Origin of the sequence: Paenibacillus forsythiae T98, from assembly GCF_000520735.1 — a bacterium.
GTDB lineage: Bacteria > Bacillota > Bacilli > Paenibacillales > Paenibacillaceae > Paenibacillus_AQ > Paenibacillus_AQ forsythiae.
In genome coordinates this window covers 1-26,854 of record NZ_ASSC01000369.1, presented here as the reverse complement: position 1 = coordinate 26,854, position 26,854 = coordinate 1, and the positions used below count along the sequence as shown (strand labels likewise).

The following is a 26,854-nucleotide window of genomic DNA, read 5'->3' as shown; positions in this document are numbered from 1 at the left end:
AATTGGCACCTATCGATACTTACAACATTACAAGGAATCGGTATCATTAATCTTTGCAGGCTGAATTATCAGCTGTACCTTTATTATTTATGAATCGCAAGGAGGTAACGTATGACGTCACATTCTTTTGACAAAATAAAAGTACCGGCCAACTTTTGGATGGAATTACGTAGGTCCAATATTGAAGTTTACGACGTTCTTCGCAAAGCAGGATTGCCGCTCACGATCCCTACACAATCCACATTTGTCACCACAGCCCAGTATGTTGCCATCTGGAACGCTTATTCCGAAATGGTTGATGATCTAGCTTCTTATATAATCCAATTCATCACTGACTTTGAAGCATCACAGCTGCCGCTGAGCGCATTAGCCCCTTACCATGCTCGTGACTACCGTGACGCACTTATCCGAATGGCACGCTACAAGCAATTATGCGCCCCTGAACGCTTTCATATTTCCGAGAAGGATGAGATTTGTTCCATAGAACTGGAATGGCTCTATACCGAGCAGCCAGAGCCACCGTTGCTCGTTGGAATCACAATGGCTAATTTGCTTGAGATGGGACGACGCGGCACACGTCAGCCTTTTCGGGCATTGTCGGTTGACTTTTCATGCCCAGTTGGTGATATAAAAGCGCTTGAGGATTACTTCGGATGCAGTATTCGGGTTGGTGCACAACGGTCCTCCTTGACGATTTTACGAAGTGATCTCGACCGCCCCTTTGTGTCCTATAACGCAGAACTTCTCGAGATATTAACACCAGCACTGGATCGCTCTCTGGTGGAACAACAACGCGAAAAGTCTATCATCGAGACGGTCAAATGGATCATGAAACGCAGCTTATCTGCGGGGCGCCCTGATATTCAGGTGGTGGCAAGCGAGTTGGGAATGAGTGACCGTACATTACAGCGAAGACTGACCGACGAGGGGACTAACTTTAAACAATTATTGACGGTTGCTCGACATGAGCAGGCGCTGGAATATCTGTTGGACTCTACACTTGATCTCAAAGAAGTGGCCTTTTTACTTGGATATGAAGAGCAGAATTCGTTCTACCGTGCCTTCAGACTGTGGGAAGGCGATACCCCATCCAATTGGCGGGCTATACATTTGGACTCCAATTCCGTAACAACGGATTGGCCAAACATGACGAACATTCACTTGTAACAAGGTTGGCGCCTCCTGATAGAACATCGGCGTGTTGCGCCAGTTACGTTCCCTTTGCAGTCAGGTAATATAAAACGTATCCGGTGGACGTCACTGGATCATCCGTCTCAGTAACGCATAACAATGGCAGTTGTTGACGCAAGATATACCGAAGAATTGGAAACATGAGCTGATTCGAAATTGACTGTCAGAAGAACTAAAGGCAAGAACGGATGATTAATAACAAAAACAGGAGGAATTCAGATGCAGACAGTAACTTTGAACAATGGTGTTGACATGCCGATCCTTGGTTTGGGGTTTTCCAAGTACCAGATCCCAATGAGTGTGAACAAGCCGTATATGAAGCCTTAACCGCAGGATATCGCTTACAGGATACAGCTGCAATTTACCAAAATGAAGAGGCGGTTGGCAGAGCGATCAAGCGCAGCGGCGTGCCGCGGGAAGAAATATTTGTTACAACGAAACTTTGGGTTCAGGACACTGGTTATGAAAACACGAAAAGAGCATTCAATGAATCGCTTGAACGCTTGCAATTGGACTATCTAGACCTTTATCTTATCCACCAGCCATATGGCGACGTGTACGCTTCCTGGCGCGCCATGGAGGAACTGTATCGCGAAGTGAAGATCAGAGCAATCGGAGTGAGCAATTTCCATATGGACCGTTTAGTGGACTTGATTATCCATAATGAGGTCACTCCAGCAATAAACCAGATTGAAACTCATCCATTTCTGCAGCAAGTTGAAAGCCAAAGCCTGATGCAAGAACATAATGTTCAGATTCAATCATGGGCGCCATTTGCAGAAGGAAAAAATGATTTGTTCCAAAATGAAGTATTGGTGTCGATTGCTAAACAAGGAAGGATGTCTCCTATGTCTAATATCCAAGATAAAGTCGTTATTATTACAGGTGCTTCTAGTGGGATTGGTGAGGCTACAGCGAAAGAACTTGCATCCAAAGGGGCCAAGTTGGTATTAGCCGCTCGCCGGGAAGACCGTCTAAAGAAAATGCATGAAGAAATCGAAAAAAATGGCGGAAAAGCGGTTTATAAAGTAACTGATGTGACTTCCAGCGAACAAATGGAAGAGTTGGCACAATACGCGCTTTCCGAGTTCGGAAAAATTGATGTTATGGTTAACAATGCAGGACTGATGCCATTATCCCTTCTTTTTGAGAAGAAGATCAAAGAATGGGATACGATGGTGGATGTAAATATCAAAGGTGTGCTTTATGGTATCGCAGCCGTTCTTCCTTCTATGAGAGAACGTAAATCAGGTCATATCATCAACGTTTCTTCGATAGCTGGACACGTAGTTGGACCGTCAACAGCGGTTTATAGTGCTACAAAGTTTGCTGTTCGTGCTTTGACGGAAGGTCTTCGCCAAGAAGAGGTTGCAAACAACATTCGGACCACGATCATTTCACCGGGATCGGTTACTAGTGAACTAACAGAAACGATTTCTGGCGAACAACTAAAATCCATGATTAAAGAAGGGTACAAAATTGCAATTGATGCGGAAAATATTGCCCGAGCTATCGCTTATGCAATTGAACAACCGAATGATGTCGCAGTTAATGAGATGATTATTCGTCCAACCGTTCAACAATTGTAATGTGCCTTTATGAGATCTAGGCAAGCCGCTTGGCTTGCCTTTTTTGAAAGAAGATGAATCTAAATCTTATTCTGCTCATCGTAAGGGGCTTTTTAAGTTTCTACAATTGGAGTGAATTTAATTGAAGATCATTATGTTTGGGGCAACCGGAATGGTTGGTCAAAGTGTATTGAGAGAAGCATTATTGGATCATAACGTCCAACAAATACTTGCGGTCGGCCGTAAACATCCGGAGCAGCAACAAGAAAAATTAAGATCAATTGAAATTGAAGATGTCGCTGATTTGCAATCAATCGAGCATGAACTAATCGGATTCGATGCTTGCTTGTTCTGTCTCGGCGTATCATCACAGGGTATGAGTGAAGATGAATATCGACGCATAACGCATGGTATTACGCTGTCTGTTGGAGAGTCACTAGCAAGACTTAATCCTCAAATGACCTTTCTTTATGTTTCAGGAAGTGGTACAGACAGTTCCGAAAAAGGACGTTACATGTGGGCGAGAGTAAAAGGAAAAACTGAAAATGATTTAATGCGACTTCCTTTTAAGGCCGCATATATGTTTCGACCAGGATTTATTCTACCCTTGCATGATGTGAGGTCCAAAACAAGGCTGTATCAATTTTTTTATAATGTCATCCGACCCTTTTATTCAATTTTAAGAAGGTCGAACAGTATCATTACATCGGAACAATTAGGGAGAGCGATGATCCAAGTGTTGCGCACCGGTTATCCGAGTCCAGTTATAGAAAGCAGCGAAATCAAAAAAATAGGTATGCAGCTTTAGCGTTAGCCGACGGTTACTTATTCATTTACTGCATAATAGGAAAAGAAGCTGAACGCAATACATTAGGAAAACGCAGTCAAAGAGACTATCAGGCAAGTTTCAAATACTCAAACACAATAGGAAGGATGTTAGCCATATGTCTAATATTCAAGGAAACGTAGTCATTATTACAGGAGCCTCGAGTGGAATAGGGGAAGCTACAGAAAAAGAACCCGACCAAATGGAAGAGCTCGCGAATTATGCACTTAAAGAATTCGGGCAAATTGATGTACTCGTCAATAATGCCGGATTAATGCCGAATTCGTTCAAAAGAAGAAATCTAGGAATAATTTATTCTAAGGCTGCTGTTTGCTGATCAGTGCGATGTCTTTCTAATACTAATTATAAGGGGGACCAGAACTTATTATTTGATGATCGAAAATACACATCATATAATGTGTAACAATATATAGTTTCTACCACTAAGATTGGCTATCTGTCATTATAAACATATGTACAAAATACGGGTTTTGTGCAGATGTCTGAGAAAAACCGCGTAGCACGCGGGTTTATCAATCCATGTTATTAATAGAATAAAGCTGATCAGGCTGTCGAGACTTTCTCGACAGCCTGAGAGTATTCTCAAGGAATAGTCTTCTTTGTCATAACGGCCCTTAACATCAACTTTTAAGGAGTGAATCTTTTGATAAATCGTGTTTCCATTTAATTTTCCAAACGCTCAATTAGGATAGATCGCTCTTAACGCTTCCCATTGCTTTGGCTTTACCGCTATGATGGGCCGTATGGCTTTTGCTTGTCTTTGAGCTTCTTCTAAAGAATCGGCAAGCCCCAATTCACGCAGTGTTCCGACCGCAACAGTACCCGTGCGTCCTTTTCCCCCGCCACAGTGGAAGGCAACTTTCTTTCCTGCTCGGTAAGCGCTCACCACTTCCTGAATTGCCGTGCGGAAGAGCTCTCCTTCCGGCTCTGTTGCATGGTCTCCCAAAGGCACTTTAATCCACTTAACAGTATCTACTGGATACGCACATTCCTCCGCCTCTTCGCGCAGATCCACTACGACCTCGACGCCTTCCTCCGTAACCATTTGTTCGACCTCTTGGGCTCCGCCAAAATAAATTTTGTCTGCTACCAAAGCTTGATAAGTTTTAGTCATAGGAATCTCCCTTTTGTTAATTTAATGAAGGTGTGCAAGTTCCGTCAACTGCTCTACTCCGCAGATCTCTTTCGGCCTCCAGGGAATAATCACCGTCTGGCCGCCCGACCTTTTGTTGATTTCCCGAATCCATTGAACCTCCGCTATAGCTCTGCCTTTCAATAAAGGTTCCTCGGTTCCAGAGGCAGCCAAACTCTGGTTGATAGTCCACCATCTTACGGAGATTTCGGCGCGCTTCAAGTCTTCTTCCAGCCGGGACGCTTCATAAAAAGGAGTTGCTTCTGCCAAGGTTACGATAATCACAGCTGTTTCCTTGGCATTGCGGAGCCTCGGGAGAAGCTTTCGAATCGAATCCGGGACCACACCAGCAGACCGGGCGACTTCTTTATGATATTCCTCGCTGGCATCCAGCAAGAGGAGCGTATGGCCGGTAGGTGCGGTATCGATGACTACAATCTGGTCTTTAGAGCGTTCAACAAGCTCAGCAAAAGCCCGGAATACTGCGATTTCCTCCGTACAGGGTGACCGCAAGTCCTCCTCAAGAACAGCAAGGCCCTCTTCATCCAGCAGTTCGGCATTCTGACTGATGACCTCTTGCCGATATTGATCAACCTCAGCCTTAGGGTCAATTCTGCTCAGGGAGACCAATCCGGCATCCGCGCCGAACAGGGCCTCGATGTGGGCGGCGGGATCCGTTGTGCTGAGGTGTACGTTATGACCGCGTTCCGCCAAACCGACGGCCAGGGCTGAAGCGACGGTTGTTTTGCCCACCCCGCCTTTGCCCATCGTGAACAAAATGCGGATGCCGGCTTGCTCGACATCGTCGATCAGGGTAGACAGAGACGGCAAGTGTGGCGGCGCTTCTTCGGATGCAGCTTTAAGAGATACAGACTCAGCCGGTTTAAAGAGCTGCCGCATACTGGGGACTCCAAGGATATTGAACGCGACCAGCGGAATATGGAATACAGGCAGATTCAAGAGTGCATCAGGCATCTCGCGTAAAGCGGTCTGCTGTCGCTCATACAGCCCAGACGAAATCGAATCCTTGGACACCGGCTTTTGAAGCAGACCGTTAACGATCATTATTTGACGGGTGACGCCGATCTCTCGGAGTTCCTCTGCGGCCCTCGCCGCTTCCAGCAGAGGCGTCCGATCTGGGCGTGTTACTAGCACCAAAGTCGTTTCAAGTTGATCTGATAACGTCCGTACAGCCTGCTCGTAGACCTCTTTCTTGCGCTCCAGTCCGGCCAGCGGGCCCAGACAGGAAGCCCCGTGAGTGCTTCCTTCCAGAAATCCGTTCCAAGCGGCTGGCAGCTGAAGGAGGCGCAGCGTGTGACCTGTGGGTGCCGTATCAAACAGGATATGATCAAATTGAGATTTCAACTGTTCATTGGTCAGGAGTGTTGTAAACTCATCAAAAGCGGCGATTTCTACCGTGCATGCGCCCGACAACTGTTCTTCCATCGTGGAGATCACCGAATCGGGCAGGACACCCCGGTAGGGAGCGACCGCCTTCGCCTTATACTCTTCCGCAGCTGTCTCCGGATCTAAATTCGCGGCAAAAAGGTTAGGAACACTTTCAATCGGGGCCGGTTGATTGGACAATTCCATCCCGAAAACATCCTGCAAATTGGATGCGGGATCGGTGCTTACGAGCAGAACCCTTTTACCTGAGTCGGCCAGCGCTACCGCCGCTGCACAGGCTGATGAAGTTTTACCTACCCCTCCTTTGCCTGTGAAAAATGAATATGGAGTACGCAGGATGGCTAATGGATCAAACCGGGTGGACATGTCGATCCTTCCTTCCCTTATTTTGATTTCAATTTCAGCTCGATACGCACCTTGGGTTTCTGTGTAAGCTCAGATGCCGGAATTCCTGTCCATTCTTCCAGTTCTTCATTCGAAGGATAGCTTTGCTTCTTAACCATTTGTCCATCTAACAGAATAACTGGCAATACATCTGGTCCTTCGTCAGCAAGCAATTGCTTTATTACGGTATTGGCTACAAAAGCATCCGGCTCACTGGTCAAATTATACCTGGACACGTTAAATTCTTTCTTCTTCAAATTATGGACCACCGCTGAGATGCGGATCAATTCCGGGTCAACAACAGGGCCGCATACTCCAGTGGAGCAGCACATGGCCGGATCATAAATCTCTATGGATCTCATACACCGAATTCTCCCTTCTTTGAAAAAGCCGGGATTTCTCTCCCGGCCGGCCGATTCATTATTCGCCGGTTTCGGCAAATTGTTTAATGCGTGCTCCGACCTGATCACGGACCCGCTGAAACACCGCCCATTTCTCTTCTTCTGTACCCTGCGCTTTGGCCGGGTCATCAAATCCCCAGTGTTCACGCTTCACCTTTGGGGGCGTAATCGGGCATTTATCTGCTGCATCCCCGCATAGCGTGACCACCAGATCAGCGTTATTCAGCAGCTCCGGATCAATAATATCGGAGGTTTGTCCCGAAATATCAATGCCCGCTTCGCTCATGGCTTGTACAGCTTTGGGATTTAGACCATGGGCTTCAATACCGGCGCTGTAAATATTCCAGCCGTCGCTCAGATATTTCTTCGCCCAGCCTTCCGCCATCTGGCTCCGGCAGGAGTTTCCTGTACACAAAAAGTAAATCGTTTTTTTATCCATTGAGTAATTGTCCCCCTTAAATTAAAGAATGGTCAACCAGATATAGAGTCCCAAAAGGGTGATGAACAGGGTTGGAATCGTCAAGATGATCCCTGTTTTAAAGTAGGTCCCCCAGGATATCTTCACACCTTTGGTCGAAAGTACATGCAACCAGAGTAAGGTAGCGAGCGAACCAATCGGTGTGATCTTCGGACCTAAATCCGAACCAATGACGTTAGCGTAAACTAAAGCATCCTTAATGATTCCTGTCGTGTGTGTCGCATCAATAGCAAGGGCATCAATCATGACCGTAGGCATATTATTCATGATCGATGAAATGATCGCTGCAATAAAGCCCATTCCTATCGTCGCGACGAACAGACCTTGATCGGCAGCTCCTTGAATCACATCGGCCAGGACATCCGTGAGACCCGCATTTCGAAGTCCGTACACCACAACATACATCCCAATGGAGAAGAATACAATCGCCCATGGAGCTCCCTTCACCACTTCCATTGTGGGTACGAAAGGACTCCTTCTTGCCATAAGCAAGAAAAAGATCGCAATGATCCCGGCTACCACGGAAACCGGAATGTTCAGGAATTCACTGACGAAGTACCCGATCAGAAGAACCGCAAGGACAAGCCAGGATAACTTGAACATCCTCTTGTCTTTGATAGCCTCTTCAGGATTTTTTAACTGAGAGCTGTCAAATTGCCTCGGGATACTTCTACGGAAGTAAATGAACAGCACCAGAATACTGGCAACAAGCGAAAACAACGTAGGGATAATCATATGTCCTGCGTATTCCATAAAGGTGATTCCAAAAAAGTCTGCGGAGACGATATTAACCAGATTACTGACGACGAGCGGCAATGAAGTCGTATCTGCAATAAATCCGCTGGCGATGATGAACGGAAACACCTTTTTTTCATCAAAATTCAGTGCACGGACCATAGCCAGCACAATCGGAGTCAGGATAAGAGCCGCACCGTCATTGGCAAAAAAGGCAGCCACAACCGCGCCAAGCATGGTGACGTAGATGAACATCCGAGTTCCATTTCCCCGGGCGGCTCTGGCCATATGTAGGGCAGCCCATTCGAAAAAGCCAATTCTGTCGAGAATTAGAGAAATGAGAATGATCGCAATAAACGCTAACGTAGCGTTCCATACAATCAGGGTAACATCAAGCACATCATTAAAGCTCACCACGTCTGCAAGCAGCGCCAATACGGCCCCGCCGCAGGCCGACCATCCAATCGACAAATTCCGGGGCTGCCAAATGACAAAGATTAACGTAAGTACAAAAATGAAACTCGCCAATAGTACCGAAACCAATCCGCTGACCTCCATTTAATTACATGAAATTCTTAGTCCTTTCTTATCCAGCTCTTCCAGCTCATGATCTTGTGAAGGAACGAAGGCAATCAATTTTTGAATTAATTCATGCTGAGAACTGTCTGGGTTGACCGAATAAAAAATCCAATGGCCTTTCCGGTTTTCCTTAACAAGACCGGCATCCTTTAGCTTTCGTAAATGCTGGCTGACCGACGGCTGACTTGTTTTAAAGATTTCAACGAGCTCACATACACAGCATTCCCGCTTCTCCAGTAGCTTCATGATCGTTAGCCTTGTCTTGTCTCCCAAAAGCTTCAACGTCTGTGATACTTCGTCTAAATCACCCATCTCAAAGCTCATGTTCCGCCTCCTTTCGTCAATCATTATATAACTATGTGCTTATATAAGCAATGGCTGATATAGAGTTTCATCTCCGAACCTTATTTAGATGTTTTATGATTAATGCTGTCTACAGCTCGTCATTTGGATATTTTAAAGCCGCCGTCAACAAATATAGTTTCGCCGTTTATATAATTTGCCATCTCCGATAATAAAAATAAAATGACCTTCGCAATATCCACTGATAATGCGATTTTACCAGCGGGTATAATCTTTTCCGAAAAGTCCCTTACTTCCGGATTATCAAATGATTTCGCGGTCATTCCAGTGTATGTAAATCCGGGCGCAACAGAGTTCACTCTTATGTTGAATTGCTGTAAATCCAATGCCATTGCGGAAGTCAATGCGACTACCCCACCCTTGGAGGCGGCATAGTCAGCCATATCCGGTCTAAAAATTCTAGATCTTATACAACTAACGTTAACAATTGTACCCATATTGTTTTTGATCATTTTTTTGGCCGCATGTTTGGTAAGTATGAATAGTCCGGTTAGATTTGTAGAGATCACTTTATTCCATTCATCAATGTCCAGCTCATAAAATGGTTTTGAACTTGCATAAACGCCTGCACAGTTTGCCAGTCCGTCAATCTTCCCGTACAACGCTTCAATTTCATCTAACGCATCGGTCACTTTAGGTTCATATCTAATGTCGATAGTATAGTGTCTATAATGTTCATTCGTTAATGAACTCTGATTAACATCTAACCCCACAACAGAAGCCCCATGTTCCAATAATAACTCTGCACAGCTCCTTCCTATGCCTGAAGCAGAGCCAGTTACCAAAATCGTTTTGCCTAAAAAATTCATGTTAACCTCACACCTCAATTATTAGATTACTCGTATAATTTCATTTGCCAACTATAGTATCATACAATAATTAGCAGGAAAAAATGAATTTTATACTTGCATATTGCAAATTAATGAGTTATAACTAAATCACGAGGTGAGACAAAATGGAAAATCCGCGAGAGCTATTTCAAATCATGACCCGCCGCTTTGGACTCCTCAATAAATATTGCTGCTCAGTTGGCGGCTGCGATATCTCTTTGGCCCAAAGCCACTTGCTTTATGAAATTGACCGCCGGCACAAGCCATCCATGCAAGAGGTTGCAGAGGCGCTGGGAACGGAAGTAACGACCTTTAGCCGACAAGTACAATCGCTGATCCAGATGAATTTGGTCAAGAAAACGCCCGATCCTAATGATCGGAGGGTATATACCCTCTCCCTGACAGCGGAAGGCAATATGATCGCCGGCATGATTGATCAACAAATGAACGATTATCTGGACGAAGTCTTCTCGTACATGACGGAGTTTGAGAAAGAAACCGTACTACGCTCAGTAAAGCTTTTTAATGAGGCTATGGGGAAATCAAGCAGATGCTGCGCACCTGTAACCGGGTGATTCCTCTTAACCTATAGTTGTAAATTGCAAGTTTTAGTTATTAATCTTCACTAAGATTTAAGGATAAACATTCTTTAAGGAGGCAGAAACCTTCGATTTATGTTCTGAAACTAAAATTCTAAAGGAGTGTTATCCAATGACCAAACTTACGAATGACCACATCCGCCAAAACGTTAGAACCCGGTATAAACAAATCGCTGTACGAACGAATGGTTCGAGTTCTTCATGCTGTTCCGCAGAAAGTTCCAACAGCTCAGCGAGTTGCTGTGATACCCCTCTTGACTTTAATGCCATTTCCCAAAAGCTCGGTTACTCCACGGATGAATTAGCTGCAGTGCCCGAAGGCGCTAATCTTGGCCTGGGGTGCGGCAACCCGCAAGCTATTGCCGAGCTCCAAGCAGGCGAAACGGTTCTCGACTTGGGCAGCGGCGGCGGATTCGATTGCTTCCTGGCCTCTCGTCAGGTCGGCGAAACCGGTCATGTCATCGGGGTGGATATGACACCGGAAATGGTCAGCCGTGCTCGGGAGAACGCCGCTCGGGGCCATTTTACGAATACCGATTTCCGTTTGGGTGAAATTGAACATTTGCCCGTGGCTGACAATACGGTAAATGTGATTATTTCCAACTGTGTGATTAATCTGTCCCCTGACAAGCAGCAGGTATTCCATGAAGCGTTTCGTGTTCTTCAACCAGGGGGCCGACTCGCTATTTCAGACATTGTAACGACTGCTGAGCTTCCTGCGGAAATCAAGGATGATCTCGATCAATTGTACTCCGGCTGTATTTCCGGCGCTTCATCGATAAGCGCGCTGGAATCCATGCTTAAGCAAAGCGGATTTACCGATATTTCCATCGAACCAAAAGATGAATCCAAAGCTTTTATTAAAGACTGGGTTCCTGGCTCCAACATTGAAAATTACGTTGTGTCAGCCGTGATTAAGGCAATCAAATAATATTCAGGTTTAATCCATGGAGGGAAAATAATGATATCCACACTCACGGTTCGTCAGGCCGTTTCAGATGACATTGCCCATATCCTTCGTATTTACAACCAGGGGATTGAGGACCGCATAGCCACACTCGAAACGGATGCCAAAGACTTGAATTACATGGAAGCCTGGTTCCGGGAGCATCAGGGTAGATATGCTGTATTGATCGCAGAGAAGGACGGTCAGGTAATCGGATGGGCCTCCCTAAATCCGTATTCTCATCGCTGTGCTTACAGCGGCGTAGCCGACCTCTCCATTTATATTGACCGTGAATCACGAGGACAGGGAGTTGGGAGTTCTCTCCTTCAGGCACTAGAAGATCAGGCCAAAGAAATGGACTTCTATAAAATCGTATTGTTTACATTTCCTTTTAATCAACAAGGCCAAGGGCTATATCGGAAAATGGGATATCGCGAAGTTGGAGTTTTTGAAAAGCAGGGAATTATGGACAATCGTCCTATCGATGTCATGATCATGGAAAAATTATTCCAATAAACATATCTTTCAACTGAGAAACTAAACAAAGGAAGCGGCGGCGAATGCCAGGGGATGTAGAATCATCCACGGAGCCAAATGATGATATCCAGGTTATACATGCAATTCAACTAAGACGCCATCAAAGACCAGTTGTTTTTCAAAAAATAAGACTTCATCGACGAACAAATCAATGCTGCCTATACTCATATAACCAGCATAAGGATGTTCTGGCGAAATACTCATACGGTCTTCGAGCATTGGGCTACGCAGCCTTAGATGATGGATATCAAATTCCTTCTGATCACGAATGTATAGGGCCAGACCCGCGCTGCTAAGCCACCGCCAGCGCTGGTGCCTGCAAGAGCGACTTTCTGAGTATCTATCGCTAATTCCTCGGCATGTTCAATACACCATTTTAGGCCTGATTTCGTTTATATGCGGACAGAGAGATTGTGACGATCACCGGTGTACTGGAATTGGCCGGAGCAATAGGTTTACTATGGCGTCCCACTGTCACATGGGCAGCTGGCGGGCTATCACTTCTACTAATTGCCATGTTCCCTGCCAACCTTTACATAGCGATAAATGGCCTTGCGACGAGTCCGGAGGATGAATTGATTCCCCGCCCCCTAATGCAATCCTCTTCCTTTCCGTCAGCTCCGTTGAGATTAATGAGCTGTAATGAAAAAAGCCGCCAATGCCGGCGGCAACATTTTTAGTTACTGTGTTAATCTTTCAGTTGGACTCTTTGGTTATTCTTGGAATTGCCTGCATAATCAAAAAGTGGTTCGCTAAGTTTGAATTCAAAGTCTTCTCTGTCAACTCTACCAACAGTCATGTTGCTATCATAAAGCTGCAAGAGAAAATTGGCCATTTCATCGCTTGTATGGTATTTACTAAACACGTTGTCATAGTCATACTCGCTCGTATTGTTGGCCACTTGTCCAAATTCGGTTTTGGTAGCCGCTGGTGCCAATACTTTAGCTTGTAATTTTGCATTGGCGGCTTTCAGCTCATGGGCCAATCCCTCGGTAAATGCACTGACATAAAACTTGGTAGCACAGTACGTAACGGCCGTTGGCACGATTGTGTATCCGCCAGCTGAAGATATATTGATTAATTGTGCACCATCCACGTCTTTATAATCACGTACATACAAGGACGAAAAGATCGTTAGGGCTTCCACGTTTAGCCGCAGCATGGTTTCAATCTTGTCCAAGTCTTGACCGGACACACTCTCATAGTTACCGAAACCTGCATTATTAATCCATGTTTCGATTTCGTACGAATTTAACTCTCGATAGAGTTGATGGACGTTTTCATTGACGGATACATCCACTGCTTTTATCACAATATCCAGCCCAGGAGTTTTCTGCAAGATTTCTCTTTTCAGTTCGTTCAGATTGTGTTCACGGCGAGCAACAAGTATGATATTTTTCTTGCGTTTTGCGAAAGCCTTAGCTGTCGCGTAACCAATACCAGCGCTTGCTCCGGTAATAACTGTATATTTTCCTTGTGTACCCATATTAATCTTCCCCTTTCACTTGGATCAGCTTCGGCATCCTTATTATGCAACAAATGTAAAGGCGACCGTTATCCCATTCTGCTCAAATGATTGCCTAATCCTCTCACAATTATTTACGTTACGTACGAATATGAATTATGTCTGAACGAATATATAAACAACTTCTTACTGTTCGTTTAATAGTTTCTGCAATGAAGCTTCATCCAAAAGCGCTACAAGCGCCACGACCGGATTCCAATAATCTTTGTAGTGTACGATTTTATTGTCTCTTGTTTCGATCACGGAAATATATTTCTGAAGATAAGACTTGCCGGTGGTCAGGACTTGCGCTTCTTCAATTTCGAATTCAACTATCATGATATTGGGGTTCATCGCGAAGTGAAAGGTTGGTTCACTGAACCGTGTGATATCAAACCTTTGAGGGAAGTCTTTAACATACTCATAAATGGCAGCCTTCCCTTCAAGTTTTTGAGTAAAGCCTTTTGGAGCGTAAGGAAACTCGAACAGCGCATTGTCATCAAACAGCTCAATAAATTGATTCATGTCTTTTTCCAAAAAAGACTTGCAAAACTTACTGAAGATCTCCCGTGAAGCTTCCCGTACCTTTTCATTATCTGCCGGATTGAACGTCATATTTACCACTCCTTATCATTTTTCAGCTACATAGTCACTATATTTCCAGACCAATAAGTCCGAAATGTTCATGAACAGTCAGTCAAAATTGAAATATTGAATCTGCTGCCGGAATGACTCGGCTTATGACTCCGACGATTGTTTCCGCGCAAGAATCTCGGGAGGTTGGGCGCCAAGCCACCATGCCGGATTAGCCGATCCTTCGACGACACGTCCATCCGTATGCACATAATAGCGTTTATCCGGTCTTTGAGCGAAATCGCCATTCAGCGCACGTAGGCTCCATTCCGAACCGTAACGGAAGATCTCCGCTGCAACACCGCCAAGGGGATGGAATTCATTCTCATAGATCCGCAGCTCCTTGGGAGCCTTGATGAGCTCGTATAGAGCAATCGCATCTTCAACTGGGATAAGCTCATCAAATTCACCGTTGCCGATCAGTACCGGGCAAGTGATGTTCGGAACGAGATGCCAAATGCTGTAATTCGCCGCCATTTCTTTATCAAACTTCTCTTCATCCGTGTAGCCGGACATATACATCATATTGGCCTTGAAGCTTGGTTGAGCTTTGCTGAAAGACTTCTCCAGTTCACCGGGGCCTGCCATGAATGTGGCCAATGATTTCAGACGGTTGTCGTGGGCAGCTCCCCGTAATCCCCAGATCGCGCCCATACTCACTCCAAACAAGCCTATCCGATTCTTGTCGACCTGTGGCAGCTCCTCAAGAAAGTCAATATACCGGCTGATGGCGCGCTGGTAGTTGGTTAAGGTGACCTTGAGTCCGGATGATCCCGATTCTCCTTGACCTGGTCCTTCAATGGACAAAGCGATCATACCCCGTGACGTATAGTAGCGTTGGGCAATCTGGATATAATCCTCTTTGATCATGTCCATGCCCGGACCTAGAATGACGGCTGGAGCATTCGATACATTTCCTTCAGGGAGAAACAACAGACCGAAGATTTTTTCGCCTTCAAAATCCAGTTCAACCCTCCGGATGGTTTGATTGCTCAGACGCCCAATCGCTTCGACGGACTCATTGCAGCGTTGGCGAAATACGGTTTTTCTGGGATCATCGTTAAAAAAAGAATATTGCGCTCTACCCCACATCACCGCAGCCCGCTGATACAAATCTTTGGCGGTTGCCGGGAAACCCTCGCTTTCATAGTGCTTCGCCCGTGCTTCTGCTTGGGCCGCTACGGTCGACCATGCTTTAGGGATCATGACGCCGCTTTTAACCAATTCAAATACCCTGTCAAAGTCTCTGTGATTGTGGCCGCATTCTTCTAATGTTGCCTTTGCTTCGGGATGCAGGGCGTCAAATCCCCCTTGTGCAAGTGCGATATCCAGAATCCATCCTTGTGAAACTGCTCGTTGTGTCATTTTTTTAACCTCCAGATTTATATTTTTTGATAACTGGCTTTCATTTCTGTTTCCAATGTGAGGCGTGAGCGATGGCAAAATCTTTCAGAGACTTAGGCGCTCGTCCGGTCACACGCTGAACGGTATCCGTAACCTGATCTTCAGTACCGTGAAGCTTGATCGCTTCATCCAGCCCTGCGAGAAAATGAGCATAGTCTTCGGGCATCCCGAATTTCACCATCCCGGCCGCCAGTTCTTCCGTGCTAATATTCACATGTTGGATGGTCCGCCCTGCAACAGCGCCGATGATTTCTCCAGCTTCCGCGTAACTAAACGAATCAGGACCTGTGATGACATGATCTGTATTATGAGGCTGCTCATCAATCAGCGCTCTTACGCCCACCTCGGCAATGTCGTCGGCATCAACGAATCCGACCCGGCCCGATCCTGTAGCAGTAATCATCACCCCATCACTGTTAATTTGAGCTCCGTGGTGACCCTCAGTGAAATTTTGCATAAAATAAGAAGGCCGTAGTACCGCCCACTCCGGCACAAGTTGACGTAATGCCTGATGCACCTTTCCGAACACAGGTCCATCTTCGGGCACGGAAGCGCTGCTGAGTAGAACCACTCGGCGGACGCCGGCCTCTACAGCCCTCTCCAGAAAGGGCACCATTATCCTGGATGGATCCATGACCGCAAGGGGACCCACCAAATAGATGTTATCCACGCCTTTTAAAGCAGGTTCATATGTCGTTTCATCGTACCAATCAAAGGTCACATGCTCATTTGTGCTGCCTGAAGCGGAAGTACCGCGATCGGCCGTACGAACAGCATAGCCGAGATCTGTAAGTCGCTTAGCTATACGGCTTCCTGTTTTGCCTCTTCCGCCTGTCACTAAAATTTTACCGTTACTCACCATATCCATTACTCCCTTTCTTTTTCCAGACTGATAAGTCCAAAATATTCATGAACAGTCAATCAAAATTAATAATGAAGCGTCCAATACCGCTCCATTGTTCCATAAACCCCTCCTTTGGTGGTAACTAACATATTACAGACTGTTCAGTCTATAATATTCAAAAAAAATCGAATCATTACTTACGTTGTATTCCCTATCAAGTACCTCCTGTTGTTCATGTGTTCATCATACTATTTCCGGATCGTTCAGTCAATAATTATTTTAACTCATCTGGAAGCGCCCCCAAGTAACTTACAATCCCGGTTGGATGTTGCGCGTTTCATATAAACAATTCAATCCACTGGAGTCGTTCTCTACCTTGTTTGTATTGATAGCCCCAGGTTCAATAAGCGTGTTGAGTACACATATTTCCGTAGAGACAAAAAAACGGATTCCAGCTGTAATTTCTCTGGATTCCGCTTTATGTATGTCAATTTTCTAAGTGCGAGTCCCAGAGACGATTGATTCTCTCCAGTTACCCCAGCGTGTAAGCAATTCCGCTCATCTCTTCCAGCAGCTGGTCCAGCATTTGCTCGAAACTGGCGATGAGACCACCGTTCAAAGCGCTATATACCGCCGTACCTGCTCGATCAGCGGATACAAAGACCGGATCAAATGGAATGCTGCCAAGCAGGCTCACCCGTTCATCGGCGAAAAAAGACATATCGGTGCTGCTTAGTCCCTCCATCCATTTGTTTTGAATCAAATAAAATTGCTCGATGCCTATATCCTTCGCCAGCCGAATTACGGATTTTGCCGTCTCCAGGCTTCGGCTTCCCGGCTCGATGACGAGAATCAGCGCATCCACGTTTTTGGCGGTTGAACGCCCCAGATGCTCCAGCCCCGCTTCAAAATCAATAATAATTGCGTCATCTTCCTCGGTCACCAGGTAATTGAGCAGGGTCTTCAGCAGCGTGCTCTGCGGACAGGCGCAGCCGGTGCCTCCCTTGGATGCTCCGCCCATTTGCAACAGTCTGATGCCGTCTTTGCTCACAACATATTCCTCCGGAATATCGTCAACTTTCGGGTTTAGCGAAAACCAGCTGCCGCTGACGCCCGGCTCGCCTCCGGTCTTCTTCTTGATCAAATCCCGGTCATCGGCGATGGTGCGGACTTCCGACAGTTCTTCTCTGCTGAACCCAAGCGCCATACCCAGATTGGCATCCTGATCCGCGTCAATAGCGAGCACCCGGTTTCCTTTTTTCTTAAGCAAATGAGCGAACATCGCGGCAACTGTTGTTTTTCCCACGCCGCCTTTGCCTGAAATTGCAATTTTCAAGGCCTGGCTCATTTTATCTTCCCCCCTTATCTTTTCAAATCCCTAGCGTTCTGCGTTTTATATCGATTCGTTCAAGCAAAACAGCAGCCGCCTTCACAGGGTCGATTTCAACGATCAGCTTTCCTCCGAACAGTCCATCCATCGTAATGCCTTTGTCCTCGCGGCTTCCGGTCAGTGTCCGGGTCACCAGATTCGAGCCGGACACCTGCGGGTCCACGCCGACATGAACATCAACACCGTGCGCCATAAAATAAGTTCCGATGGTAAGCGCCTTTGGACTATGCGTTTCCGGGCAACTGCCGACTGCGGGAAGACTGGAGATGGGCACGTCCAATTCGTCCGCAATGGCCGACAGCAAATCGAGCGGTCTGGAATTATCCACGCAACTGCCCATGTGAAGAGCCGGCGGAAGTGCGGATAAGCCTGCATGCTGTCCGAGCTGCCGCAGCAATGCCTTCAAACTGTCGCCGCACGCTTCAAGCCCGCCTTCATTCATCAGTCCGAATTTCGCCAGCGAATGTGCGGCGCAGCCTGTCGTCACAATCAATACATTGTTTTTGAGCAGTTCCCTTGCCACGGTGACGTTACCTATATCTTGCGGCTCACGCGGGTTGGTACACCCGATCACTGCGGCAACTCCGCGGATCGCACCGTTTTTGATCGCGTCAATCAGCGGCTGTAAAGGCTTGTCCGCGTTGATTTTTGCGGTCACTTCACAGATCTGTTCGACGGAAAATCCGGCATGGGCCTCAACCGAACCTCCTGGGATGACCACTTTGGCCGGGTCCCGTTTGGCAAAATTGCGGATCGCCCGCTCCACAATTTCTCTGGCTGCATCATCCGCGTATTCCGGTTCAAAGTTAACATGTGTCGCACCCGCAATTTTGACATGCGGCATGGTTGTAATGATCTCCGTATGATAACATTCCGCCACCTGTTGGATTCCCGGCATAATACACTGGATATCGACCACCATCGCCTCAAGCGCCCCTGTAACAATAACCAGCTCCTGTGAAGAAAAACTGGAGGCGGCATGCACCCCCTGACGCATTAGCAGCTCATTCCCCGTACAGCAGACACCGACAATATTGATCCCCTCAGCACCGACGGTCAGGGCTTTACGCTCCAGTATCTGCGCCCATTCCACGATTTTCTCCGAAAGCAGCGGAATATGGCCATGCACTGCGATATTAATCTGCTTCTCATCAAGCACCCCAAGGGAGTAATTGAATTTGACCGCTTTCGGCGTCCCGAACAGAATATCCTGCAGATCGGAAGACAAATGCAGTCCGCTGTACCCGTCAACCAGCCCCATCGTAACCGAGCCCAGCAGCAAATTAAGCGGATCGGCATCGCCGCCCATGGCGTTCCGAGTGACGGCCTTTGCGATTTCCAGATGGGCATTTACCGGTGTGATGCCAAGCTTATCCCAGATTTCGCGCGACTTGTGGTGCCCACGATATTCAATCCAGTTCATCACGCCTTCATGCTTTTGAAAATCCTCAAGCGCCGCCAGAGCCACAGCCTTGGCAACTTCGTTAATGGATTTCCCTTCCATCTCCAGGTTCAAGCCTTTCGCGACTTGCATCAGTTTGCCGACATCCCGGATTACATACGGAGCCTTTCCTTCCGCCGTCTTCAGCAGAGCCGCCGCGACTTCCCGGCCGTGTTCGGCATGGCCCGATGCTCCCTGAATCATCGTGTTCAGGAGACTTCGCGCCACTAAGGTATCCGCATCCGCACCGCATACCCCGCGCCTCGGCCCGCTTCCGTTCGGTACAATCCGGCAGGGACCTTCCAGGCAGGAACGGCAGCAGAGGCCGGCCGACCCGAAGGGACACCTCGCTGACGTCTGGTCGGCACGATCAAAGGCCGTTTCGATCCCCCTGCTTCTGGCAACCGTCAGCATGTGCTGAATCTGAGTATCCATGGAGACCTCTTCCGGTTCTCTTAATTTAGCCACTTCTTCCACCCTCTCTCTTCTAAGCGACTAACCCGCTCCCACATGTAGTAATCTATTGATTTAATGTAATCTATTGGAATTGTATCACCGGATCGCGAGTCTGTCGATTCAATTCGACATAGAAACGCCTTACACATACAGCAGTGGAAGCTACGAATAGGAATCCCGACTATGCTCCGTACACTGCGGAACCTTTTTAAAAGTAACAATCTATGGTAAGGTAAATTATGTAAATCATCACTTTGGTTTACTTAACATGATTTAAGGAGTGAACAACTGACGATGAACATATTAATGGTTAATTTTCCTGCTGAGGGGCATGTAAACCCTACCCTGGGTATTGTAAAAGCATTTGCTGATCGGGGAGATCACGTGCACTATATTACTACTGAAAAGTTCAAGGAAAGACTGGAAGGAGTTGGGGCGATCGTACATCTTCATTCTGATTTGCTTAGAAAAGCATCCATTGATCCCTTTACTCCTTCCGGATTGAACGCTTTTATAAACATCCATATTCGAACATCACTGGATATACTTGAAATCTCTAAGCAGTTATCGGAAACCATAAACTTCGACTTTGTGGTTTATGATAAGTTCGGTGCCGGGGAGTTAGTGAGGGACTATTTAAATATTCCAAGTGTCTCTTCATCGGCATCATTTTTAATGCCCGAGAAAGAATTTAAACATATGCTCGGCCCTGATTCGTTCCAGCCTGACGAGAATGCTGAAAAATTACTTTCTCAAATGAAGGCGGAGTTCGATGTTGTGCCCAAGAACATGCTTCAATTCATGAATAATTCCGGTGAAATAAATATTGTATACACAAGCCGATATTTCCAGCCTGAGAGTGATCTTTTTGGGGAGGATTATGTTTTTATTGGTCCAAGCTTTCCGCAAAGGAAAACAACCGATCACTTCTCTCTTGAAGCGTTAAAAAATCACAAGGTTCTTTATATTTCTATGGGAACCGTTTTGGATCAGGTCGAACCATTTTTCAATACTTGTATTGATGCTTTTTCTGATTTTGAGGGGAAAGTTGTGATCGCAGCCGGAGAAAAAGCTGATTTTGCCAAAATCAAGCAGCCGCCCGAAAATTTCATTATTTCTCCATATGTACCGCAATTGGATGTGTTAAACCTATCTGACGTTATTATTACGCATGGTGGAATGAACAGCGTTAATGAAGCGATTCATTACAATGTACCTTTGGTTGTTATCCCCCATGACAAGGATCAGCCCATGGTTGCCCAGCGCCTAACTGAGCTTGGAGCGGGTTTCAGATTATCCAAAGATCATATCGATGTGCGCTCTTTAAAGGAGGCCGTAAATGAGGTCCTTTCTAATAGTACGTATAAAAAGGCAATACAAAAAATCAATGACAGTTTCCAAGTGTGCGGCGGGGCAGAAAAAGCCACTCGAGTCATTGATTCTTTCTTGAAAAATACGGCTGCGGGCAACTAGCCGGCAGCCGCTTCCATCCTCTGTTCATAAGGGCATAATCTCGATGACGGACAGCGGGTTTCCTTGAGCCGGCAGCGGCAAGCCGCTCTGGCTGAAGTTGTCATCCGCCACAACGCATACCGCTCTTCGGTATTCCCCGCCGGCCATTAGCCATTTCAGGAGCGTCAGCGCATGAGGGAACGCCTGGCTTCCGGAATGACCGAATGTCAGAGGCAGCGTGTCAAGCAGATCAAGCGCCCTTCTTATTTTGGCGCAAGCCCGCTCGGCGTGGTTCGTATTCGCATGATAGCACAGGATGAGCACATCCACATCCGCCAGCCATTGCCGGTTCGCTTCCATTTGAGCAATGGCTATGTCGATCAACGATTCGTCTGAGCCGTCCTCCCTTGCGCCCGAATAGAGAACATTAACCGTTAATTCCGTCTTCATCACGTTCTTCCCCCGCCTCCTATTTAGTGGTTACTCATATTTGTGCAAGGAACAGCCGTAATAGCCTCCAAAGCCTACGGTTACCGTCAAATAGAAGTCGCCTCTCTTCAAGGAGTCGGCCTGGATCGCGTCGTTCACGTTCAGCAGAATGTCCGTATTATGAAGATGCCCCGCATATTCCAGCGCCCCGGCATAAAATTTGTCCAAGGGGCAGCCGATCGCCCGGGCAAGCGTGCTCCAGGTGTTCAGGCCCAGATTGGAGCAGAAAATAAGCCGGATCTCGCCCATGCTCATTCCCGCATCCCGCAACACCTGCTTCACCACCTGGCGAACGGCCAAATAAAAGGTTGAAAAGTACATTTTGATTCGTTCCGGACTGTCATCGTACACCAAAGCGTCCACTTTAAGCCTGTCAGCCAAAGTCTGCTGCCCTCCGGGCCCGGACTTCCGAAGCAGAGCGGCGCTTGCCGCATCCCCATATAGCATATAGGAGTCGCTCCGGTGATGCGAGCTGATCGCTCTATCCGCCGCGACAAACAATACCGCCGCATTGCTGCCTGGTTCAACGGCCAAATAAGCCTTCGCCAAATAGAGCGATAAATGAAGGGCGGCGCAGCCGTACTCTTCGGTCTGAATGACCGGCGTATCACCATAGGCAAATTCGTGAAGCAGCCCGGAGAACAAGCTCTGCGCCTGTACTCCGGGGTTGGTGACGCATGCGAAGAGAATCGCTCCGAGCCGTATTCCTTCCTCCCTTGCCCGGCTTAAAATCGGGACGCATACCCGGTTAATCATCTGCTCCAGGCTTTCATCCTGAGCGATCGGAACCTGCGCAAAGCCGCTGTCCCTGTACTCCGCCGCGCTTAAGCGGAAGGAAACTCCGTCCTCTTTAATATCCTCGATGACCTGCTCAATCGAAGGCCGGAATGAAGGAAGATATACCTGAATATCCGTAAGGGTCAAATGGGGAGATGTCATCGCTTCACGCCTTCTTTGCCAGATGCAGAATTTTGTACCTGCGCTTTCCCGCACGCATATCATCGTAAATCGAAGTTCCGGGAACGCCCATCGTCTCCCATACGGCGTCTTCTTTCCCAAGCGTGCTGCCTAAAGCTGCCAGACGGCTGCCTCTAGCCAAATCGCTTGCCAGCAATACCTGCTCGGAGATATCGCGGGATAACAACACCTCAAAGCCCAATTGAAGCAAATACCGCTCGCCTTCCTCGAACTTGAGCGCATCCAGATCATCCGCATATACGAATACGCCGCCCGCCTTCAATACGCGGAATACCTCGTCATAAAATCGGATGATCCGGGGATACAGATCCGAGGATTCGATATTCAGCACAATATCGCAGCTTGCATCCGGAAGCGGCAGCTCCTCCGCGTCGCCGACGCAGTACGAAGCCTGTGCATACCGATTGTTTGCCAGACAGAAAGCGATATTCGCTTCCGTCAAATCAAGTCCGGCCACGCTTCGCGGCCCATAGCTTTTGCACAGCGCCCGGATGTTGCCGCCTCGGCCGCAGGCGATTTCCAGCACGTCCTTTCCCTGCACCTCGACTCCGTGCATAATCTCCTTAAGAAGCCGCAGCGATTGATGATTGACTCCTCTGGGCAGATTGCCTGCCCCGCCGTTCTCATCGCCCGATTCGGCATACCCCCAATTGATAAACGTAGAGAAGCGCGACACACCATTATCCTCCAAGGCCCGGTTAAATGATGTAAACATCTCTTTGACCGCCGCCTTCCGCGCCTTTTCCTCCAATGTTTCTTGCGCGCTGCTCTCAGGCAGCAGGTATGGAATCGAGCCGCCCTGCACGGGGTAGCTTGCTCCGCATGACGTACAATGAAATGAGGATTCCCTTTTCTCCAGTAGTTGCTTGCACTGCGGACATGCCCAAGTCATGCCTGTTGCTTGCCAAGCTTTACTCACCGCTTCCCCTCCCTCAACCATGGCTGGGCTCGCCTTCGACGCCGGAGGCATCTTTCACCAGATGGATAATTTTGAACACCCTTCGGCCTGCAACCATATCCGTGTGATTCTGCGTGCCGGGCGCCTCCAGCCATTCCCATACCCGGTCATCGCCATCAAAGGAGCCTTCAAGCGCCTGCCGGCGGCTATCCAGCGATTCGTCTCCCGATTGCAGCACATTGCCGGTGATGTCCCGGATAAATGCGGTGCGGAAGCCAAGTCTTTGCCACTGCGCTTCATGGCGCGGCAGGTCGGAGGCGCTCATAATATCCGCGTACATGAACGTCCCGCCGGGCTTTAATACACGATAGGTCTCTTCAAAGAAAAGCTCAATATGCGGGTATAAATGCGAAGATTCGACGTTTAGTACAAAGTCGCAGCTTTCCGTACGAACAGGAAGCTGCTCCGCGTCGCCAATACAGTAGTAAGCTTGCTCATACCGGTTGTTTCCCTGGCAAAAATAAATATTGGACGGGGTCAGATCAAGGCCGACCACGCTTCCGGCTCGATAGCTTTTGCACAGTTCGTTCACGTTGCCTCCCCGTCCGCAGCCGATTTCCAGAATATCTCTCCCTGAAACATCGAGTCCGCCAATGATTTCGCGGAGCAGCCGGATACTGCTTTGATTAATGCCCAGAGGCCCGCCTGATGTTTCGTTCTCGGCTCCGGCATATCCCCAGTTGATGAAGGTGGAAAATCTGGACAGCCGCTTCTCCTCAAGCGACCGGTTAATGGAATCGAACATGCCGATGATCGCTTCCTTCCGCTCCGCGCCCTCCGCAAGCTTCTCCGCCAGAGGGCGGTCGATCAGCATGCTCGCGACTCCATTGTCCTGCGCGTATTCAAGGCCGCAAGTCCCGCAGACCAAACGTCCGTCCGCCTCATGCAGCGCATTCTTGCATTCCGTGCATACCAGGGTAATGCCCGACAATGGCCAGGTCGTGTTCATATTTACATCTCCTCGTCGTTTTAGCCGCTTGCGCTGCTATAATTTTTAATCGCCTGTCTCCAAATCAAACGAACACACATGAATAGAAGGATCGGGACGATCGCGCCCCACAGCATAAGTCCGCCGTCCAGCTTCTCCATGACGCTAAGCGGAGCGAAATTTGTAATCACCAGAAACGGCAGCACGTATACGCCGATCCGCTGAATCAACCGGGGGTAGATCGGCATAGGCATGTTGTTGGCGTCCCAAATCGCATAAAATATACCCGCGAGCCCCCCGGTGTTCACGAACCAGAAGGACAGAATGGCCGGAATGATCATGAGGCAGTAAGTAATGACCAGAGCGGACAGCAGATACAGCGTGAACAAGAACAGGTGGTATGCCGTAACGGGAATCCCGAGCGCGTTCCAGCCGATGGATACCATCGTGATGCCTGCGACCAGATTCGGAATCGGCATCCCCAAGTCGATATAACGGAGCGAAACCATAAACTGCAGCGAGACCGGCTTCACCAGCAGCAGATCCAGCTCCCCCGTTCTCACATAATCCGAAATGCGGACGAAATTGGTGAAAAAGAGGCCCGAATAGAGACCCGTCATCATCGTATACGTACCGACGAACATCAATATTCCGTCGGGCGGGATATCGCCGATATGCAAATCGCTCTTATAAACGACGACGACATACAGCAGCTTGGATAGCAGATAGGCGATTTCAACCGCGATGCCGAGTATAAAATTCGTGCGGTATTCCATTTGCGCGATGAAGCAGTTTTTAATGAACTGTAAATAAATAATGCCATAGGTTTTGAGCGTGCCGAGCCGCGTTTCCAAGCGATTAGCCCCCTAAACCGAGATACTTTTTAAAGCCGATCCGCCACACCAGCTTCGAAACGAGGAACATGACGCCTATCCAGCAGATTTGCATCAGCAGCCCTTCCGTGATGTCACTCATCATCAGCTTCCCGTTGATCACATTGGACGGAAAATAAATCGTGTATTTAAACGGAAGATAGTTCAGAAGAATGCTCACCGTCCGGCCGAACACCTCAATCGGAAACACGCCCCCGCTCAAAATGATGACGAGCAGTCCGGTCATTTCGAAGAAATAGGAGATTTCGGACAGCCAGAAGGCGATCGCCGCAATCGTGTACGAGATAAGAAAGTTCAGAATCAGCGCCAAGGCCATCGCCGCCACGAAGCACGCCAGATTCACAAGCGGAATACGGATGGCGTACCGCCCGCCGAAATAAAAGATGACCAGAACCAAAACGGCCAGCATGACCGTGAAAAAGAACAGCTTTTGCCCGAGCAAGGTAAACAGCTTAAGTCCGAAGTAGCTGACCGGCTGCACCAGGTATTTATTCAAGGCCCCGTCCTTAATGTCCGATGCGATGACATGATCCATATTCGTTGTCACAATCTTGGTTACAATCGCTGCCACAATCGTATACAGAATCATTTCTCCATACGTGTAGCCGAAAAATTGTCCTGAGCCGGATCGTCCGTAGACGGCCGTCCAGATATAGTACTGGATCATGATCGGGAAGAACGCGCTGACCAGGGAAAAGGCAAAGTCAAGCCGGTATTCCATTGAAGCCTGAACGCCCAGCTTAAATACGCGTATATACTTTGGATAAATGCTCATACGGGCTGCGTCCTGTTATAAAGAGAGACGACGACTTCCTCGATGGGCTTCTCTTCAATCGTAATATCCTCAATCGGGAACAGCTCAAGCAGCTCTCTTGAAATCGGGTTAATCTGTTCCTTGGCGATTTCGAGCGTCGCCGCAAATTCATCCGACTGGCGAACGGCCCCGAACGGCTCCAGCCTGGACGCTTCGACGGACTGGCTGAATTTCAGCTTCACAATCTTGCTCTCATTCACCGCATGATGAACCTGATTCAAATTGCCGTCGAAGACGAGGCGGCCGTCGTTGATAATCAGGGTTCTTTTGCACAAATCCTCAACATCCTTCATATAATGGCTCGTCAAAATAACCGTCGTCTTGTAATGCTCGTTGTAATGCGCCAGAAACTCCCTTACTCGCTTCTGCGTGACCACATCAAGCCCGATGGTAGGCTCATCCAGAAACAGCAGCTCGGGCTTATGGATCAGCGCGGCGATCAGCTCCATCTTCATGCGTTCGCCCAGCGACAGCCGCCGGACCTGGACATTCAGCACATGCTTCACATCCAGCAGCTCGACCAGCTCATCCAGCGTCCGCTTGTAGGTCTGCTCCTCGACCTGATAGATATACCGGTTCAGCAGAATCGACTCCGACGCGGGAAGGTCCGGCCATAGCTGGCTTTTCTGGCCCATGACAATCGCGAAACGCTTCTTGAACTCCTTTTTCCGCT

At 47.8% G+C, this 26,854-nt stretch carries 27 protein-coding genes and 3 pseudogenes; 9 read left to right on the top strand and 21 right to left on the bottom strand.

Features of this window, described 5'->3' with window-relative positions; translation table 11 throughout:
* Positions 1–111 precede the first annotated feature (111 nt).
* From L692_RS0111890 to L692_RS0111870, 5 genes and pseudogenes are all read left to right on the top strand, one after another.
* Entirely contained in the window at positions 112–1,167 is a 1,056-nt protein-coding gene (locus L692_RS0111890; protein WP_025700109.1) for an AraC family transcriptional regulator, read from the top strand.
* Positions 1,168–1,410: 243 nt separating this feature from the next.
* Positions 1,411–2,036 (top strand): annotated as a pseudogene (locus tag L692_RS31800) (aldo/keto reductase); the annotation flags it as partial.
* A 3-nt stretch (positions 2,037–2,039) separates the two neighbouring features.
* Positions 2,040–2,780: an SDR family oxidoreductase gene (locus L692_RS31795; RefSeq protein WP_025700107.1), complete on the top strand. Its 741-nt coding sequence runs from the start codon at positions 2,040–2,042 to the stop codon at positions 2,778–2,780.
* A 121-nt stretch (positions 2,781–2,901) separates the two neighbouring features.
* Positions 2,902–3,567: an NAD-dependent epimerase/dehydratase family protein gene (locus L692_RS0111875; protein WP_025700105.1), complete on the top strand. Its 666-nt coding sequence runs from the start codon at positions 2,902–2,904 to the stop codon at positions 3,565–3,567.
* Positions 3,568–3,703: 136 nt separating this feature from the next.
* Positions 3,704–3,871, top strand: a pseudogene (locus tag L692_RS0111870) (short-chain dehydrogenase); the annotation flags it as partial.
* A 414-nt stretch (positions 3,872–4,285) separates the two neighbouring features.
* Here L692_RS0111870 and L692_RS0111865 read toward each other — a convergent pair.
* The 7 genes from L692_RS0111865 to L692_RS0111835 all read right to left on the bottom strand — a co-directional run bounded on the left by L692_RS0111865 (position 4,286) and on the right by L692_RS0111835 (position 9,894).
* Positions 4,286–4,720, bottom strand: a complete 435-nt coding sequence (locus L692_RS0111865; protein WP_025700101.1) for a protein-tyrosine phosphatase family protein — start codon at positions 4,718–4,720, stop codon at positions 4,286–4,288.
* Between the two features lie 21 nt (positions 4,721–4,741).
* Positions 4,742–6,511: an arsenical pump-driving ATPase gene (gene arsA, locus L692_RS0111860; protein WP_025700100.1), complete on the bottom strand. Its 1,770-nt coding sequence runs from the start codon at positions 6,509–6,511 to the stop codon at positions 4,742–4,744.
* A gap of 17 nt (positions 6,512–6,528) precedes the next feature.
* Positions 6,529–6,891: an arsenite efflux transporter metallochaperone ArsD gene (arsD, locus tag L692_RS0111855; protein ID WP_025700098.1), complete on the bottom strand. Its 363-nt coding sequence runs from the start codon at positions 6,889–6,891 to the stop codon at positions 6,529–6,531.
* A gap of 58 nt (positions 6,892–6,949) precedes the next feature.
* Positions 6,950–7,369: an arsenate reductase (thioredoxin) gene (gene arsC / locus L692_RS0111850; RefSeq protein ID WP_025700096.1), complete on the bottom strand. Its 420-nt coding sequence runs from the start codon at positions 7,367–7,369 to the stop codon at positions 6,950–6,952.
* Between the two features lie 21 nt (positions 7,370–7,390).
* Positions 7,391–8,701: an arsenical efflux pump membrane protein ArsB gene (locus L692_RS0111845; protein ID WP_036723350.1), complete on the bottom strand. Its 1,311-nt coding sequence runs from the start codon at positions 8,699–8,701 to the stop codon at positions 7,391–7,393.
* Positions 8,702–9,046, bottom strand: coding sequence for an ArsR/SmtB family transcription factor (locus L692_RS0111840; RefSeq protein ID WP_025700091.1), 345 nt, complete (start codon positions 9,044–9,046; stop codon positions 8,702–8,704).
* A gap of 119 nt (positions 9,047–9,165) precedes the next feature.
* Positions 9,166–9,894, bottom strand: a complete 729-nt coding sequence (locus L692_RS0111835; protein WP_025700089.1) for an SDR family NAD(P)-dependent oxidoreductase — start codon at positions 9,892–9,894, stop codon at positions 9,166–9,168.
* Positions 9,895–10,040: 146 nt separating this feature from the next.
* On the opposite strand from L692_RS0111835, the gene L692_RS0111830 reads away from it, so the two are divergent.
* From L692_RS0111830 to L692_RS0111820, 3 genes are all read left to right on the top strand, one after another.
* On the top strand, positions 10,041–10,490 hold the full coding sequence (locus tag L692_RS0111830) for a MarR family winged helix-turn-helix transcriptional regulator (RefSeq protein ID WP_025700087.1): 450 nt from the start codon (positions 10,041–10,043) through the stop codon (positions 10,488–10,490).
* 136 nt (positions 10,491–10,626) lie between these two features.
* Entirely contained in the window at positions 10,627–11,445 is an 819-nt protein-coding gene (locus tag L692_RS0111825; protein ID WP_025700085.1) for an arsenite methyltransferase, read from the top strand.
* Positions 11,446–11,478: 33 nt separating this feature from the next.
* Positions 11,479–11,976, top strand: a complete 498-nt coding sequence (locus tag L692_RS0111820) for an arsinothricin resistance N-acetyltransferase ArsN1 family A (RefSeq protein WP_025700084.1) — start codon at positions 11,479–11,481, stop codon at positions 11,974–11,976.
* Positions 11,977–12,072: 96 nt separating this feature from the next.
* On the opposite strand, the pseudogene L692_RS33910 reads toward L692_RS0111820, so the two are convergent.
* From L692_RS33910 to cooS, 7 genes and pseudogenes are all read right to left on the bottom strand, one after another.
* Positions 12,073–12,383 (bottom strand): annotated as a pseudogene (locus L692_RS33910) (alpha/beta hydrolase fold domain-containing protein); the annotation flags it as partial.
* Positions 12,384–12,685: 302 nt separating this feature from the next.
* Positions 12,686–13,483, bottom strand: a complete 798-nt coding sequence (locus L692_RS0111815; RefSeq protein ID WP_025700082.1) for an SDR family NAD(P)-dependent oxidoreductase — start codon at positions 13,481–13,483, stop codon at positions 12,686–12,688.
* Positions 13,484–13,648: 165 nt separating this feature from the next.
* Positions 13,649–14,116: a nuclear transport factor 2 family protein gene (locus L692_RS0111810; protein WP_025700080.1), complete on the bottom strand. Its 468-nt coding sequence runs from the start codon at positions 14,114–14,116 to the stop codon at positions 13,649–13,651.
* A 123-nt stretch (positions 14,117–14,239) separates the two neighbouring features.
* The gene (locus L692_RS0111805; protein WP_025700078.1) at positions 14,240–15,499 is read right to left on the bottom strand and encodes an alpha/beta hydrolase; all 1,260 of its coding nucleotides are present in this window, start codon (positions 15,497–15,499) and stop codon (positions 14,240–14,242) included.
* Between the two features lie 40 nt (positions 15,500–15,539).
* Positions 15,540–16,400, bottom strand: a complete 861-nt coding sequence (locus L692_RS0111800; RefSeq protein WP_025700076.1) for an NmrA family NAD(P)-binding protein — start codon at positions 16,398–16,400, stop codon at positions 15,540–15,542.
* A 514-nt stretch (positions 16,401–16,914) separates the two neighbouring features.
* The gene (locus L692_RS0111795; RefSeq protein WP_025700074.1) at positions 16,915–17,730 is read right to left on the bottom strand and encodes an ATP-binding protein; all 816 of its coding nucleotides are present in this window, start codon (positions 17,728–17,730) and stop codon (positions 16,915–16,917) included.
* Between the two features lie 22 nt (positions 17,731–17,752).
* On the bottom strand, positions 17,753–19,681 hold the full coding sequence (cooS, locus tag L692_RS0111790) for an anaerobic carbon-monoxide dehydrogenase catalytic subunit (RefSeq protein WP_025700072.1): 1,929 nt from the start codon (positions 19,679–19,681) through the stop codon (positions 17,753–17,755).
* 276 nt (positions 19,682–19,957) lie between these two features.
* On the opposite strand from cooS, the gene L692_RS0111785 reads away from it, so the two are divergent.
* Positions 19,958–21,142: a macrolide family glycosyltransferase gene (locus tag L692_RS0111785; protein ID WP_198027743.1), complete on the top strand. Its 1,185-nt coding sequence runs from the start codon at positions 19,958–19,960 to the stop codon at positions 21,140–21,142.
* A gap of 24 nt (positions 21,143–21,166) precedes the next feature.
* Here the strand turns inward: L692_RS0111785 and L692_RS0111780 are convergent, their stop codons facing one another.
* From L692_RS0111780 to L692_RS0111750, 7 genes are all read right to left on the bottom strand, one after another.
* Positions 21,167–21,574 (bottom strand): hypothetical protein, encoded by a 408-nt coding sequence (locus L692_RS0111780; RefSeq protein ID WP_156940408.1) that lies wholly within the window; start codon positions 21,572–21,574, stop codon positions 21,167–21,169.
* A 27-nt stretch (positions 21,575–21,601) separates the two neighbouring features.
* Positions 21,602–22,549: a 3-oxoacyl-[acyl-carrier-protein] synthase III C-terminal domain-containing protein gene (locus L692_RS0111775; RefSeq protein ID WP_025700066.1), complete on the bottom strand. Its 948-nt coding sequence runs from the start codon at positions 22,547–22,549 to the stop codon at positions 21,602–21,604.
* Positions 22,550–22,553: 4 nt separating this feature from the next.
* Positions 22,554–23,507 carry a methyltransferase domain-containing protein gene (locus L692_RS0111770; protein ID WP_198027742.1) on the bottom strand — a complete coding sequence of 318 codons (954 nt, stop codon included), beginning with the start codon at positions 23,505–23,507 and terminating at the stop codon, positions 22,554–22,556.
* A 13-nt stretch (positions 23,508–23,520) separates the two neighbouring features.
* Positions 23,521–24,495: a class I SAM-dependent methyltransferase gene (locus tag L692_RS30630; RefSeq protein WP_025700062.1), complete on the bottom strand. Its 975-nt coding sequence runs from the start codon at positions 24,493–24,495 to the stop codon at positions 23,521–23,523.
* Positions 24,496–24,515: 20 nt separating this feature from the next.
* The gene (locus L692_RS0111760; protein WP_025700061.1) at positions 24,516–25,328 is read right to left on the bottom strand and encodes an ABC transporter permease; all 813 of its coding nucleotides are present in this window, start codon (positions 25,326–25,328) and stop codon (positions 24,516–24,518) included.
* A 4-nt stretch (positions 25,329–25,332) separates the two neighbouring features.
* A complete protein-coding gene (locus tag L692_RS0111755; RefSeq protein ID WP_025700059.1) occupies positions 25,333–26,142 on the bottom strand; it encodes an ABC transporter permease in 810 nt (269 codons plus the stop codon).
* Positions 26,139–26,854, bottom strand: a 716-nt coding sequence (locus L692_RS0111750; protein WP_025700058.1) for an ABC transporter ATP-binding protein, incomplete at its 5' end; no start/stop codon positions are given. The genes L692_RS0111755 and L692_RS0111750, both read right to left, overlap by 4 nt.

What these genes read in the sequence shown, in the direction of transcription:
- L692_RS0111835 (WP_025700089.1), bottom strand. Translation starts at nt 9,894, where the DNA reads ATGAATTTTTTAGGCAAAACGATTTTGGTAACTGGCTCTGCTTCAGGC.
- L692_RS0111865 (WP_025700101.1), bottom strand. Translation starts at nt 4,720, where the DNA reads ATGACTAAAACTTATCAAGCTTTGGTAGCAGACAAAATTTATTTTGGC.
- L692_RS0111775 (WP_025700066.1), bottom strand. Translation starts at nt 22,549, where the DNA reads ATGACATCTCCCCATTTGACCCTTACGGATATTCAGGTATATCTTCCT.
- L692_RS0111800 (WP_025700076.1), bottom strand. Translation starts at nt 16,400, where the DNA reads ATGGTGAGTAACGGTAAAATTTTAGTGACAGGCGGAAGAGGCAAAACA.
- L692_RS0111825 (WP_025700085.1), top strand. Translation starts at nt 10,627, where the DNA reads ATGACCAAACTTACGAATGACCACATCCGCCAAAACGTTAGAACCCGG.
- L692_RS0111830 (WP_025700087.1), top strand. Translation starts at nt 10,041, where the DNA reads ATGGAAAATCCGCGAGAGCTATTTCAAATCATGACCCGCCGCTTTGGA.
- L692_RS0111795 (WP_025700074.1), bottom strand. Translation starts at nt 17,730, where the DNA reads ATGAGCCAGGCCTTGAAAATTGCAATTTCAGGCAAAGGCGGCGTGGGA.
- arsD (WP_025700098.1), bottom strand. Translation starts at nt 6,891, where the DNA reads ATGAGATCCATAGAGATTTATGATCCGGCCATGTGCTGCTCCACTGGA.
- arsA (WP_025700100.1), bottom strand. Translation starts at nt 6,511, where the DNA reads ATGTCCACCCGGTTTGATCCATTAGCCATCCTGCGTACTCCATATTCA.
- L692_RS0111755 (WP_025700059.1), bottom strand. Translation starts at nt 26,142, where the DNA reads ATGAGCATTTATCCAAAGTATATACGCGTATTTAAGCTGGGCGTTCAG.
- L692_RS0111840 (WP_025700091.1), bottom strand. Translation starts at nt 9,046, where the DNA reads ATGAGCTTTGAGATGGGTGATTTAGACGAAGTATCACAGACGTTGAAG.
- L692_RS31795 (WP_025700107.1), top strand. Translation starts at nt 2,040, where the DNA reads ATGTCTAATATCCAAGATAAAGTCGTTATTATTACAGGTGCTTCTAGT.
- L692_RS0111890 (WP_025700109.1), top strand. Translation starts at nt 112, where the DNA reads ATGACGTCACATTCTTTTGACAAAATAAAAGTACCGGCCAACTTTTGG.
- L692_RS0111810 (WP_025700080.1), bottom strand. Translation starts at nt 14,116, where the DNA reads ATGACGTTCAATCCGGCAGATAATGAAAAGGTACGGGAAGCTTCACGG.
- L692_RS30630 (WP_025700062.1), bottom strand. Translation starts at nt 24,495, where the DNA reads ATGAACACGACCTGGCCATTGTCGGGCATTACCCTGGTATGCACGGAA.
- L692_RS0111815 (WP_025700082.1), bottom strand. Translation starts at nt 13,483, where the DNA reads ATGGGTACACAAGGAAAATATACAGTTATTACCGGAGCAAGCGCTGGT.
- L692_RS0111845 (WP_036723350.1), bottom strand. Translation starts at nt 8,701, where the DNA reads ATGGAGGTCAGCGGATTGGTTTCGGTACTATTGGCGAGTTTCATTTTT.
- L692_RS0111805 (WP_025700078.1), bottom strand. Translation starts at nt 15,499, where the DNA reads ATGACACAACGAGCAGTTTCACAAGGATGGATTCTGGATATCGCACTT.
- arsC (WP_025700096.1), bottom strand. Translation starts at nt 7,369, where the DNA reads ATGGATAAAAAAACGATTTACTTTTTGTGTACAGGAAACTCCTGCCGG.